The organism is Sphingomicrobium sediminis (assembly GCF_023805295.1).
Classification (GTDB): Bacteria; Pseudomonadota; Alphaproteobacteria; order Sphingomonadales; family Sphingomonadaceae; genus Sphingomicrobium; species Sphingomicrobium sediminis.
In genome coordinates this window covers 520,880-533,601 of the sequence record NZ_JAMSHT010000001.1, presented here as the reverse complement: position 1 = coordinate 533,601, position 12,722 = coordinate 520,880, and the positions used below count along the sequence as shown (strand labels likewise).

The following is a 12,722-nucleotide window of genomic DNA, read 5'->3' as shown; positions in this document are numbered from 1 at the left end:
AGTTAAATTTTCGCGCGGCGCTGCGACTTAGCTCGGCGTGACGTCGCCCTGATGCGTGCCTTCATCCTCGCCCTTTTCGGGACGCTTGTCGAAGACCTTGTCGATGAGGCCGAATGCCTTCGCCTCGTCGGCTTCGAGGAAGCTGTCGCGGTCCATGGCCTTCTCGATCTTGTCGAGCTTCTGGCCGGTATATTTGGCGTAGAGTGCGTTGAGGCGCGAGCGGATGCGCAGGATTTCCTTGGCCTGGATTTCGATGTCGGCAGCCATACCGCGGGCACCGCCCGAAGGCTGGTGGACCATGATGCGAGCATTGGGCAGCGCGACACGCATGCCGGGTTCACCGGCGGCCAGCAGGAACGAGCCCATCGAGGCGGCCTGGCCCACGCACACCGTGCTCACCTTGGGGCGGATATACTGCATGGTATCGTGGATCGCGAGACCCGCCGTCACCACGCCGCCCGGCGAATTGATGTACATGAAGATGTCCTTCTTCGGGTTATCCGCCTCGAGGAAGAGCAACTGCGCCGTGATCAGCGAGGCCATATTATCCTCGACCGGACCGGTGACGAAGATGATGCGCTCGCGCAGCAGGCGCGAATAGATGTCGAAGCTGCGTTCGCCCCGATTCGACTGTTCGACGACGACGGGAACGAGGGCGGAGGCGATATCTTCGTGATCGAGGCTCATTGAGGATCCTTTGTGTGAATGCTTGGACCCAACATTGGCCTTCTCAGCGGAAGATCAAGCCCGTTTCGGCGCGAAAATCAGTCCGCGCGCGGCGTGTTGGGCGGCTGGATCGCCAGATAGGCAAGCCGGCGCATTTCGCGGCGACCGCGCGTCACCGTGGAAATGATGAGGCCTGCGAAGAAGATAAGCGCGGCCATGACCGTCATGCCAGTGACCAGGATGGCGGTCGGAAAGCGCGGCACCTGCCCCGTCTGGAAAAAGGTGATAAATAGCGGGATGGCCAGCAGGATCGCGGCGATCTGGATCGCGGCGGCGATGGTCCCGTAAAAAGCGCGCGGCTGTTCGACGCGGAACAGCGTGCCGATCATCTTGAGGATACGCCAACCATCGCGGAAGGTGTTGAGCTTGCTCTCGGAGCCTTCAGGACGCGCCAGATATTTGGTTTCGACCTCGCCCGTCGGCATACGCAGTTCGAGCGCGTGGACACTCATCTCGGTTTCGGTCTCGAACCCCTCGGACGAGGCCGGGAAACTCTTCGCATAACGTCGCGAGAAAGCCCGGTAACCCGAGAAGATATCGGTGAAGCTCTTGCCGAACAGCCAGGCCAGCAGGCCGGTGAATGCCTTGTTCCCGAGGACATGACCGCCGCGATAGGCTTCGGTGTCTTCGTGGTGACGCGTGCCCACCACCATGTCGAGCTGGTCGTCCCACAGCATGCGCACCATTTCGGGCGCGGCATCGGGATCGTAGGTGAGATCGCCGTCGGCCATCAGATAGACGTCGGCCTCGATGTCGGCGAACATGCGCCGCACGACATTGCCCTTGCCCTGCTGGACGACCGAACGCACGACCGCACCGCGCTCACGTGCAATCTCGACCGTGCGGTCTTTTGAGTTGTTGTCGAAGACGTAGACCGTCGCGTTTGGCAGGACAGCGCGGAAGCCGTCGATCGTCGCGCCGATCGCGGCTTCCTCGTTATAGCAGGGCAGCAATATCGCTACCCGCGGTTCATGCCCCCCTGCCATGTGCGCTCGTCCTTACTTCTTGGCCGGGGCCTTTTTCTTGGCGGCCGGCTTCTTGGTTGCAGCCTTCTTAGCAGGCGCCTTCTTAACAGGCTCCTTCTTTGCGGCAGCTTTTTTCGCCGGGGCCTTCTTGGCAGCGGGCTTCTTGTCCGCAGCCTTCTTGGCAGGCGCCTTCTTGGCGGCCGGCTTCTTGGCGGCAGCCTTCTTCTTCGGCTTGGCCTTGGCCTTCTTCTTCTCTTCCTCGAGATCCTCGTCGCGTTCGAGATCTTCCTCGAGTTCCTCGCGCGTCACCTTGCGGTCGGTGATGTCGGCGCGATCGAAGAGATAGTCGACAACCTTCTCTTCATAGAGCGGCGCGCGAAGCTGCGCGGCGGCCATCGGGTTTTCCTGGACATACTGCAGGAACTGCGTCTGCTGCTCCGGCGGATACTGCTGGGCAGCCTGCGCGATCAGGCGGTTCATCTCGGGCTGCGAGATTTCGACGCCGTTCTGCTGGCCGATTTCCGACAGGAGCAGGCCAAGACGGACGCGACGTTCGGCAATCGCCTTATAGTCGTCAGCGTCGGCTTCGATTTCCTTCAGCGCCTTTTCCGGGTCGCTCTCATGGCTGGCTTCGTGGCGAAGCTGCTGCATGATATTGTTATATTCGGCATCGACCATGCTCGGCGGTACGTCGAAATCGTGATGCGCGGCCAGATGGTCGAGCAGACGACGCTTCATGTGCGTTCGGGTAAGGCCGTTCAGTTCCTGCTCGGCCTGGTCCTTGAGCAGCGTCTTGAGCTGGTCGAGGTCCTTGAGACCCAGCGTCTTGGCGAAATCGTCGTCAAGCTTGGTATCGGTCTCGACACGGACCTTGTTCACCTTGACGTCGAAGACGGCTTCCTTGCCCTTAAGGTTCTCGGCCGGATAGTCCTCGGGGAAGGTCACCTTCACCTCGACATCGTCCCCGGCCTTGGCGCCGACGAGTTGATCCTCGAAGCCCGGGATCAGGCGACCCGAACCGATTTCGATTTCCATGTCGCTGGCGGTGCCGCCTTCGAAGGCTTCACCGTCGACCTTGCCGACAAAGTCCATGACCACGAGGTCACCCTTGGCAGCCTTCTTGGTCTTGGCGCCGTCCTTCCAGCTCTTCTGGCTCTTGGCGAGTTCCTTGAGACGCGCATCGACGGCCTTCTTGTCGACCTCGACCATCAGGCGTTCGAGCTTGATGTCATCGATCTGCGGCTCGGGCATGTCGGGAAGCACTTCGAGCTTCACCATGACCTCGGCATCCTTGCCGTGCTCGTACCCGTCGGCGAGCTTCACTTCCGGCTGGGTCGCCGGCTTGAGCTTCTTGTCGGCGATGAGCTGGTCGACGCTGCCCTGGACCGCGGCCTGGATGGCCTGGCCTTCCAGCGCTTCGCCATGCATCTTGCGGATGAGGTTCGGCGGAACCTTGCCCGGACGGAAGCCCGGCATCTTCACCTGCGGCGCAACGCGCTTGATCTCGTCTTCGACCTTGGCCTCGATTTCCTTGGCTTCGATGGTCAGTTCATACGCCCGTTTGAGGCCTTCATTTTCCGTCTCGACGGTTTTCATCTCTTACTCGGCTTTCGAAAATTTCGCATGCAAAACCAGGCGGTTTTCCCATCATCGGCCATGGCGGATGGTGCGGGCGAAGGGACTCGAACCCCCACATCTTGCGATACCAGAACCTAAATCTGGCGCGTCTACCAGTTCCGCCACGCCCGCTTGGGAAGCGCCCGAAGGTGGGCCGCGCTATACCAATCTCACAGACGGGGGCAAGCCGTTTGCGTCTAAAAATCACTTGAGGGCGGCAACTTGTGCCCGATCATGGCCGTTCGGGAGGCATGGCAAGCAAGCCCCCACGCCCCGATCGCCCCGTCGATCCGACCCCCGACCCGGCCCCGAAACGCCGTCCGGCGCACCAGCCCGATCGCCCGCCGGAGGTGCCGGGACAGCCGCCAAGACCGCCCCAGCGCGATCCCGTCTAGTCGGCGCAACGCACGCCGTGGACGCCGTCCAGGCACACCCCGTCAATTTCCGCCCCGCCGAGCGAGACATCGAGATGCCGCGCCAGTGTCGGCAGGATATCGACCGTGCGCGCCGGATCGGTGCGCAGCAGCGCCTCCTGCCCCGGACGGTAGAAAATGATCGGCACGCGGCGGTCGTACGACCACGGGCTGCTATGATGCGAGATGAAGGTCGGGCCCGGATCCTCGATCGGGGTCAGCCACTCGTTGAGTATGATGCTGAGGTCGCCCGACCGCTCGGGATCGTGGGTCGCGCGCAGGCGCTGCAGCAGCGTCCATTCGGACGGATCGCCCGACGGCATCGGCACCGCGGCAATCTCCGCTGCCGTATGCGCGGCTTCCACCTGCGGGTGCGCATTGTATGCGGCCTGCAGCGCAGCCAGCGCTTGGGCCCGCAACGCATCGTCGATTTGCGGCGAAAGATAGACGTCATACGGCGCGCCGCCCGCAATCCAGTCTTCGGGCAGTCCCTCGAACCGGGCCTTCACGCCACCCTGGATGGACGCATTGAGGTCGGGGGCCATGCGGCTGGTTTCGATGCCCTCGAGCGCCAGACGCTCGGGCAGCGGCGGGCCGCCATGGTCGCTGGTCAGCATCACGGCATAGTCGACGCCGCGGCCGTCCAGCAGGTCGAGGAATCCTTCGAGATTGCGGTCGAGGCCGAACATCTGGAGGCACATCTCACCGCCGTCGGGGCCATAGGCATGGCCGACATAATCGGTCGCACTGAGGCCAAGCGAAAGAAGGTCGGTGCCGCCGCCCTGGCCGAGTTGCATGTCGTCAAGCAGGGCTGCGCCGAGGGCGAGGACCGCACCGTCGTAAGCGGGCGAGCGACGGAAGCTGCTATTGTCACCCCCTTCCCAGCTCAGATTGTGTTCGCCGACCGGCCACTGCCCCTCGGCAACCACCTCGGGCTTGGCGGCGCAATAATCGGGCATGACCAGACCGTCGGAGCCTGCATCGACAAGATTGCGGGTGGCGATCGTCGCGGAAGAAACCACGGTCGGAGCAGGCGCGTCGACATCGGTCATCCAGCCATCGGCGCCCCACCACCAACGCTGGTCGACATCGTGGCCGCCGAGCATGATCGCGGCGCGATCCTTGCCCGAAATCACGACATTGCGCGACGACGGATCGGCGACCTTCATGTAGGTGCCGAGCGTCGGCACCTTGAGCGGTGCGGCGCTGATGATCATGCGGTCACCTTGCTCGCCGCGACGCGACGGATCCTCGGCACAATAGATCACCCGCTCGTCGGGCGGCAGGTCGATATCGTTCCAGCGATTGGCCACGATCCCGCTGCGCGAAGGATGCGCACCCGTCAGGATGGTCGCATGCCCCGGACACGTCTCGGTCAGCGAATGGGCCTGGTAGCCGTTGATGAAGAGTGTGCCCTGGCTCGCCAGGCGTTTGAGGCCACCGCTCATCAAAGGCAGATATTCCTCGAGCAGGTCGCTCGACAGCTGGTCGACCGAAATGACGACCAGGAGATCGGGCGCCTCGGCTGCTGCCACGTTCGCCGGCGCTTCGCCGGGCGGCGGCAGGTCGCCGGCGGGCATGGTCGAGGTCGACGCGCAGGCCGACAGCCCCGCCATCATGGTTGCAGCCAGTAGCGGGGTACCGAAACGCATCTTCATCTCCATCTAGCCGTCGAGCTTGGCGCGCAGGATCTGGTTCACCACCTGCGGGTTGGCCTGGCCGCGCATCGCCTTCATCGTCTGGCCGACGAAGAAGCCGAACAGCTGTTCCTTGCCGCCCTTATACTGCTCGACCTTGTCGGCATTGGCTTCGAGGACCTTGTCGATCTCGGCCTCGATCGCGCCGGTATCCGACGTCTGCTTCATGCCATGCTTCTCGACCACTTCGGCAGGCGTGCCGCCTTCGTCGAGGTAAAGCTCCATGACTTCCTTGGCCTGGCCCTTCGAAATCTCGCCCTTGTCGACCATGGCGAGGATTTCCGCCGACGCTTCGGGCGTGTTGCGCGCGTCCGAAAAGTCGATGTCCTTGGCGTTGAGGATGCCCGGCAGGACGCTGTTCGCCCAGTTGGACGCAGCCTTTGCCTCGGCACCCGCATCGAGCAGGCGGTCGAACCATTTGGCGGTTTCGACCTCGGCCGTCAGCACCGCGGCATTGTAGGGCGTGATGCCCAGATCCTCGTAGCGCTTCAGCTTGGCATCGGGCAGCTCGGGCAGGCTCTCGCGGCATTCCGCAAGGAACGCGTCATCCAGCTCGAGCGGCAGCAAATCGGGATCGGGGAAGTAGCGATAATCATGCGCATCTTCCTTCGACCGCAGCGGCCGCGTCACACCCTTGGCGACGTCGAACAGGCGGGTTTCTTGGCTAACCCCCTCCCCGCTCTCGATCGCCTTCACCTGGCGCTTGGCCTCATGCTCGATGACCTGCTGGACGAAGCGGACCGAATTGACGTTCTTGGTCTCGGTGCGCGTGCCCAGTTCCTCGCCCGGCTTGCGCACGCTGACGTTGACGTCGGCGCGCATCGAGCCTTCTTCCATATTGCCATCACACGAGCCGACATAGCGCAGGATCGAGCGCAGCTTGCGCAGGTAGGCGCCAGCCTCGGCGGGCGAGCGCATGTCGGGCTTCGACACAATCTCCATCAGCGCCACGCCACAGCGATTGAGATCGACATAGGACATGGTCGGATGCTGGTCGTGCATCAGCTTGCCGGCATCCTGCTCGACATGGATGCGCTCGACGCCGATCGTCTTGGTCTTGTCGGGATTCTTCTCGTCGGGCGACACCTCGACTTCGCCCTCGCCCACCAGCGGGTGGTAGAGCTGCGAAATCTGGTAGCCCTGCGGCAAATCCGCATAGAAATAATTCTTGCGGTCGAAGCGCGACCATTTGTTGATCTGCGCGTCGATCGCCATGCCGGTGCGCACCGCCTGGCGGATACACTCCTTGTTGGGCACGGGCAGCATGCCGGGCATGGCCGCGTCGACGAGGCTGACCTGCGTGTTCGGCTCCGCGCCAAATGCCGTCGCCGCGCCGCTGAACAGCTTGGCGTTGCTGGTGACCTGCGCATGGACCTCAAGGCCGATCACGACCTCATATTCGCCCTGCTGGCCTTTGATACGATATTCGCTCACCACCACTTCTCCGGGAGCTGGATGCTCGGCGCGCGTTCCTCGATGGCGAGGCCGGCGTTGAGCACCGTCTGTTCGTCCATTTCATTGCCGATGAGGTGCAGGCCGAGCGGGAGCCCGTCCTTGTCCAGCCCACCCGGCACACTCATCGCGGGGAGCCCAGCGAGCGAGGCCGGAACCGCGAATACGTCATTGAGATACATGGCCAGCGGATCGGTCTTTTCGCCAAGCCCGAACGCGGCACTCGGCGCGGTCGGGGTCAGGATCATGTCGCACCGCTCGAAGGCCTTGCGAAAATCCTGCTTGATCAGCGCACGGACGCGCTGCGCCTTGGTGAAATAGGCATCGTAAAAGCCCGCGCTCAGCACATAGGTGCCGATCATGATGCGCCGCTTCACCTCGTCGCCAAAGCCTTCCGAGCGCGTCGCCTTGTACATGTCGTGCAGGCCGCCGCCCTCGACCGTCTCGCGCAGCCCGTAACGGACGCCATCATAGCGCGCGAGGTTGGACGAGGCTTCGGCCGGTGCGAGGATGTAATAGGTCGGCAGCGCATATTTGGTGTGCTGAAGGCTGATCTCGACCGGCTCTGCGCCCGCATCGCGCAGCCATTCGACGCCCTGGTCCCACAGCGCATCAATCTCGGCAGGGGTGCCATCGATGCGATATTCCTTGGGAACGCCGACGCGCTTGCCCTTGAGATCGCTCGACAATCCGGCTTCCCACTGCGGCACCGGCGCGTCGATCGACGTCGAATCCTTGGGATCGAACCCCGCCATATTCTCCAGCATGATCGCGCAGTCGCGCACCGTCCGCGCCATCGGCCCCGCCTGGTCGAGCGAGCTGGCAAAGGCGACGATGCCCCAACGCGAGCAGCGGCCATAGGTCGGCTTGATGCCGGTAATGCCGGTGAAGGCCGCAGGCTGGCGGATCGAGCCGCCCGTATCGGTGCCCGTCGCGCCCGGCGCGATGCGCGCCGACACGGCTGCCGCGCTACCGCCCGACGAACCGCCTGGCGTGATGCCGGCATTGGAGCCTTCGCGGCGCCACGGCGAGATGACGTTGCCATGCGCACAGGTCTCGTTGGACGAGCCCATCGCGAATTCGTCCATGTTGAGCTTGCCCAGCATGCCCGCGCCCGCGGCCTTGAGATTGGCCGACACCGTGCTCTCGTAAGGCGGCTTGAAGTTGCCGAGCATCTTCGAGCCCGCGCTGGTCAGCACGCCTTCGGTCGCGAACAGATCCTTCATGCCGAGCGGGATGCCCGACAGCGGCTTCAAACTGACCGAGCTGCGCGCCTCGTCCGCAGCCTTGGCCGCTTCGATCGCCAGTTCGGGCGTCTTCTCGACATAGGCGTTGAGCGCATCGGCGCCGGCTACCGCTTCGTTGAAGCTTTCCGCCACTTCGACCGCGGAGAAATCGCCCTTGCGAAACCCGTCGCGCAATTCGGCGAGGGTGAGGTTCGTGAGATCGCTCATCTACTCGATCACCTTCGGGACGCCGAAAAAGCCGTGCTGCGGCTCAGGCGCGTTGGACAGGACCTTGTCGCGGATATCGCCATCCGTGACCTTGTCCTCGCGAAGGCGCATCTGCTGGTCGACGACGGTCGCGAGCGGCTCGACGCCGTCCGTATCGACTTCGCCCAGCTGCTCGACCCAGTCGAGGATGTTGTTGAGTTCGGGAAGCAGCCGTTCGGCGTCTTCGTCGGAAAGTTGGATGCGCGCCAAATTGGCGATGTGGCGCACCTGATCGATGGTGACAGACATGGAAGAGCGCTCTAGCGGCCCTGCCCCTGTCCTTCAAGCGATGTTGCAGCGCAGCGCTCTTGGGAGTAGGCGCTCACCTCATGGCAGCGCGTATTTTCCTCTACATCATCGCCGGTATCACGCTTCTGATCGTGGGCGGCGCCTTCATCTTCTATCTCTACGGTGACCGGGTGTTGGCCGAGCAGGCCATGCCCAAGGTCGAGTTCACCGCCCCGCCGCCCGAAGAGGCGCCGCTTTATGCGGATATCGACAGCTGGTGGACCCGGCCCGACCGCAGCCCGAATCTCGCCGATTGGGAGCCCGAGCCCGCGCCGGTCATGCAGGACACGCCGATGATCGCCGAAAGCGGCGAGGCAACCGACGAGGTCGCGGCCCCTGCCTCGACGCCTGCGGCGCCCGAGATGACGCGCAACCGTCCCGTCGCAGTCTTCTTCATCCACCCCACCACCTATCTCAAGACCGACCGCTGGAATGCGGAAATGGACCTTGAGGGCTTCGAGCGCACGCGGACCGAATTGTTCGTGAAGAGCCAGGCCAGCGTGTTTGCCGAGCTGGGTCGGGTCTGGACGCCCAAATATCGACAGGCCGCCTTTGGTGCCTTCCTGAGCCAAGAGCCCGATGCGCAGGCCGCGCTGGGCGTCGCCTATGAAGACCTCCAGGCCGCATTCGACATCTTCCTCGAACAGAATCCGGTCGGCCCGATCATCGTCGCCGGTCATAGCCAGGGCGGCCTTCATGCGCTGCACCTCCTCGCTGATTATCGCGAGCAGCTCGCGGGCCGTCTCCTTGCTGCCTATGTCGTCGGTTGGCCGATCGACATGGAGGCCGATTTGCCGGCGACCGGCCTGCCCGCCTGTTCGACCCGCAACGAGGCCGCATGCCTGATGAGCTGGCTGACCTTTGGCGATCCGCCCAATGCCGGCCTCGTGCTGCGCGAATGGCTCACGGCCGAGGGGTATGAAGGCATCGAGCGCGACCGCGAACGGCTGGTGTGCACCAACCCGCTGACCGGCGGCGAGGATCGCGAGGCCATGCCGATCGAAAATCCCGGGCTGCTCATTCCCGAGGATGATCTCGAAAGCGCCGTCCTGCTACCGGGTTCGGTCGGCGCGCGCTGCGAGCGCGGGCTGCTCCTTCTCAATGGCGAGATCCCCGAGCTTGGGCCCTACGTGCTGCCGGGCAACAATTATCACGTCTACGATTATGCCCTCTTCTGGGGGGCGATCCGGGAGGATGTCGCGGCAAGGTTCGACGCGTGGCCGCAATAGTCACCAGCGACACGCGCGAATTCCTCGCCGGCTGCTCCAATGGCCGCCTCATGGGGCTCGACGTCGGAACCAAGACGATCGGCGTTGCCAGCTGCGATGCGGCCTGGAGCTTTGCCGGCCCTGTCGAGACGATGAAGCGCGGCAAGTTTACCCATGACCTCGCCAAACTGACGACCATGGTCGAATCGGGCGGGATCAAGGGCATCGTGGTCGGCCTGCCGCTCAACATGGACGGCAGCGACAGCCCGCGCACCCAGTCGACCCGTGCCTTCGCCCGCAATCTGGCGCCATTGGGACTGCCCGTTCTCCTTTGGGACGAGCGCTGGTCGACCATGGCGGTGGAGAAAGCGATGATCGATGCCGACGTGAGCCGCGCCAAGCGCGCCGAAAAGGTCGATGCCATGGCCGCCGCGCACATCCTGCAGGGCGCCATCGACGCGCTGGTCAATATCGCCGACGCGGATTAAAGGCTGACCTCCATGGACCTCATCAGCGCCGACAATCTGAGCGACGAACAGCTCGACCGAATCCTCGGCCAGGCCGAACATTGGCTCGAAGCCAATCGCGAAGGCCATAAGCGCCACGATTTGCTCGACGGACGCAATGTCGTCATGGCCTTTTTCGAGCCCTCGACCCGCACCATGCTGAGCTTCGACCTCGCGGCCCAGCGCCTGGGTGCGATGGTCACGACACTACCCGTCGGCATGAGTTCGGTGACCAAGGGCGAAAGCCTTGCCGACACAGCGCTCACCATCGACGCCATGCGGCCCGACATCTTCGTCATGAGGCATAGCGAACCGGGTGCGCCCGAACAGGTCGCCGAGCTGATGGACGCCGATGTCGTGAATGCGGGCGACGGCACCGGCCAGCACCCCACACAAGGGCTGCTCGACGTTGCCACCATCCGCCATCATTTTGGCCGCGTGGAAGGCCTCAAGGTCGCGATCTGCGGTGACATCCGCCACAGCCGCGTTGCCAACTCCACCCGCCAATTACTCGATCGCCTTGGCGCCGAGGTCCGCCTTGCCGGTCCCGCAGCGTTGATGCCGGAAGGCCATGATTGCGACGGGATCGACGAAGCGGTGAGAGGTGCCGACGTCGTCATGATGCTGCGGATCCAGCGCGAACGTCTCGAAGCCGACCTTGGCGACAAGCCGGGCGAATATCTGAGCCGCTATGGCCTCACGGCCGAGCGTTTCGGGACCGCCGCCAGTGGCGCGGTCGTCATGCATCCCGGCCCCATGAATCGCGGCGTGGAAATCGATGGCGAGCTCGCCGACAGCGAGCATTCGCTGATCACGCTGCAGGTCGAAATGGGGGTCGCAACGCGAATGGCGGTCCTCGATCTGGTGACCGAGAACCGCCGAAACGCGTAAAGCTACTGACTGACTGGTAGGCCTAGTCGCGCTTGGCCTGGGCGAACGGTGCGTCGCCGGCCATCGAACGGACCCAGCATTCGCCACCGGCGCGCTTGACGTCCATGCAGAAATCGCGGGCCGCCTCGTCGCTGGCAAAGCCATGCGCGGCGAGACGGTAGTAGACCTTGCCGTCATGCTCGAAGCGCGCGGCCATCGGCTGGTAGCTGGCGAGCGGGGCATAGCCCTTGGTCGCGAGGTTCCAGCCATTGGCGAGATGCTCGCGCTTGAAATAGGCGCCGAGCTGCACGACCGAGCGGCTGGCATTGGCGGCGACCTTTTCCTTTTCGCGGATCGAGCGGACCGATTCGGTCAGGCGCGTCGCATCGGTGCTGAGACCGGGCTTGGGCGTCGGAGCCTTGACCTCGGCAACCGCAGCAGCGGCAATGGCCACCGGCGCGATCGGGTCGGCTTCGAAGGCCGGCGCGGCTTCGGTCGTGTCGGCAGCCGCGACCGATTCGGCGGGCAGTTCGACCAGATCGACATCGCGGACCGGAATGTCGCTCACACGGGTGAAGGCGACCGGTGCCGGCTGCAGCGCGATAGGAGTGTCGGAGACACCCTCCATCGTCGGTGCATAGGTCGGCTCGGCAGCGGCGGTCGCAACCGGAGCGGCCACGGGGGCAGCGACTGGCGCGGCTGGCGCAGTCTGGGGAGCCAGCTGTGCATAACGCGGCTGTTCCATATCCTTGTTGAGCGCCAGCTTGATCGGCTGACCCGGGTCGCTCATCGCCGGCGTCACGCCGACAATCTGGGCGACACGGACCGACGGATGGTTGGCCTGCGCCATGCCCATCCAGCCCTGGAGGCGAGCCTCGAGCTGGTCGGCCGGCACGTCCTGCGCCGCGATGGCACGGGCCTGCGTCCAGTCACCCGTCAGCGCATGCGCAAGGGCGAGGTTCTGGCGGGTACGGGCATCGGCAGCCGGGCTGCGCGCGGCCTGTTCGAGCATGTCGACGGCAACTTCCGGACGACCGGCAAGCGCGACGGCAAGGCCAAGGTCGGCGGCGTTGACGTAACCGCGAGCGCGTTCGAGACCCGTCAGGGCCTGCGCCTGCTTGCCCTGGCCAATCTGGACCAGCGCGAGCTTGAGGGCGACGTCGGGCTGCGACGGCAGGATCATGAGCGAGTCGCGATAGGCGGCCTCGGCCGAGGCGAAACGGCCATCGGCGAAATAGGCATTGCCCAGCAGCGTGCGGAAACCGGCATCGAGCGGGCTCGCTTCGACGGCACGCTCGGCGAGGCTCACCGCTTCGGCGGTGTTGTTCTCGACGAGCGCCGACTGGGCGCGCATGGCCAGACCGATATTCTGGTTATCGACCTTTCCACCGAAGCCCGCATATTGGGCATCGCTCGTGCTGCAAGCGCTGAGCGCACCGGCAATGGCCATCGCTGCGATCGCCGTTTTCATCTGTCCCTTGTTCATG

General features: G+C 64.2%; 12 protein-coding genes and 1 tRNA gene. 4 read left to right on the top strand and 9 right to left on the bottom strand.

Translation table 11 applies throughout. From position 1 onward, the window contains the following. Window positions 1-27 precede the first annotated feature (27 nt). The 4 genes from NDO55_RS02565 to NDO55_RS02550 form a co-directional block, all read right to left on the bottom strand. A complete protein-coding gene (locus NDO55_RS02565) occupies window positions 28-687 on the bottom strand; it encodes an ATP-dependent Clp protease proteolytic subunit (RefSeq protein WP_252112135.1) in 660 nt (219 codons plus the stop codon). A 77-nt stretch (window positions 688-764) separates the two neighbouring features. Continuing rightward, window positions 765-1,712 carry a glycosyltransferase gene (locus tag NDO55_RS02560; RefSeq protein WP_252112134.1) on the bottom strand — a complete coding sequence of 316 codons (948 nt, stop codon included), beginning with the start codon at window positions 1,710-1,712 and terminating at the stop codon, window positions 765-767. A gap of 12 nt (window positions 1,713-1,724) precedes the next feature. Continuing rightward, window positions 1,725-3,287, bottom strand: coding sequence for a trigger factor (gene tig, locus NDO55_RS02555; RefSeq protein WP_252112133.1), 1,563 nt, complete (start codon window positions 3,285-3,287; stop codon window positions 1,725-1,727). 68 nt (window positions 3,288-3,355) lie between these two features. Then, window positions 3,356-3,440: transfer RNA gene (locus NDO55_RS02550), tRNA-Leu, on the bottom strand. A gap of 119 nt (window positions 3,441-3,559) precedes the next feature. Between NDO55_RS02550 and NDO55_RS02545 the strand changes: the two genes are divergently transcribed. Beyond that, window positions 3,560-3,703, top strand: coding sequence for a hypothetical protein (locus NDO55_RS02545; protein ID WP_252112132.1), 144 nt, complete (start codon window positions 3,560-3,562; stop codon window positions 3,701-3,703). Here NDO55_RS02545 and NDO55_RS02540 read toward each other — a convergent pair. The 4 genes from NDO55_RS02540 to gatC are packed head-to-tail and all read right to left on the bottom strand — an operon-like array spanning window position 3,700 to window position 8,612. Then, window positions 3,700-5,373: an alkaline phosphatase family protein gene (locus tag NDO55_RS02540; RefSeq protein WP_252112130.1), complete on the bottom strand. Its 1,674-nt coding sequence runs from the start codon at window positions 5,371-5,373 to the stop codon at window positions 3,700-3,702. The two genes, NDO55_RS02545 and NDO55_RS02540, sit on opposite strands and share 4 nt — an antisense overlap. A gap of 12 nt (window positions 5,374-5,385) precedes the next feature. After that, on the bottom strand, window positions 5,386-6,852 hold the full coding sequence (gene gatB / locus NDO55_RS02535) for an Asp-tRNA(Asn)/Glu-tRNA(Gln) amidotransferase subunit GatB (protein ID WP_252112128.1): 1,467 nt from the start codon (window positions 6,850-6,852) through the stop codon (window positions 5,386-5,388). Next, window positions 6,849-8,324: an Asp-tRNA(Asn)/Glu-tRNA(Gln) amidotransferase subunit GatA gene (gene gatA, locus NDO55_RS02530; RefSeq protein WP_252112126.1), complete on the bottom strand. Its 1,476-nt coding sequence runs from the start codon at window positions 8,322-8,324 to the stop codon at window positions 6,849-6,851. The genes gatB and gatA overlap by 4 nt, the downstream gene beginning before the upstream one ends. Beyond that, the gene (gatC, locus tag NDO55_RS02525) at window positions 8,325-8,612 is read right to left on the bottom strand and encodes an Asp-tRNA(Asn)/Glu-tRNA(Gln) amidotransferase subunit GatC (RefSeq protein WP_252112124.1); all 288 of its coding nucleotides are present in this window, start codon (window positions 8,610-8,612) and stop codon (window positions 8,325-8,327) included. It lies immediately after the preceding gene. A gap of 80 nt (window positions 8,613-8,692) precedes the next feature. Between gatC and NDO55_RS02520 the strand changes: the two genes are divergently transcribed. Genes NDO55_RS02520 through NDO55_RS02510 form a run of 3 tightly spaced genes read left to right on the top strand, consistent with a single transcriptional unit; the run spans window position 8,693 to window position 11,256 of the window. Next, complete coding sequence (locus tag NDO55_RS02520; RefSeq protein ID WP_252112122.1) at window positions 8,693-9,880, top strand: DUF3089 domain-containing protein; 1,188 nt, start codon at window positions 8,693-8,695, stop codon at window positions 9,878-9,880. A gap of 50 nt (window positions 9,881-9,930) precedes the next feature. Further along, complete coding sequence (gene ruvX / locus NDO55_RS02515; protein WP_279639123.1) at window positions 9,931-10,347, top strand: Holliday junction resolvase RuvX; 417 nt, start codon at window positions 9,931-9,933, stop codon at window positions 10,345-10,347. A 12-nt stretch (window positions 10,348-10,359) separates the two neighbouring features. After that, a complete protein-coding gene (locus tag NDO55_RS02510; protein ID WP_252112120.1) occupies window positions 10,360-11,256 on the top strand; it encodes an aspartate carbamoyltransferase catalytic subunit in 897 nt (298 codons plus the stop codon). Window positions 11,257-11,278: 22 nt separating this feature from the next. On the opposite strand, the gene NDO55_RS02505 is transcribed toward NDO55_RS02510, so the two are convergent. After that, window positions 11,279-12,721, bottom strand: coding sequence for a tetratricopeptide repeat protein (locus NDO55_RS02505; RefSeq protein WP_252112118.1), 1,443 nt, complete (start codon window positions 12,719-12,721; stop codon window positions 11,279-11,281). Window position 12,722: the final 1 nt, after the last annotated feature.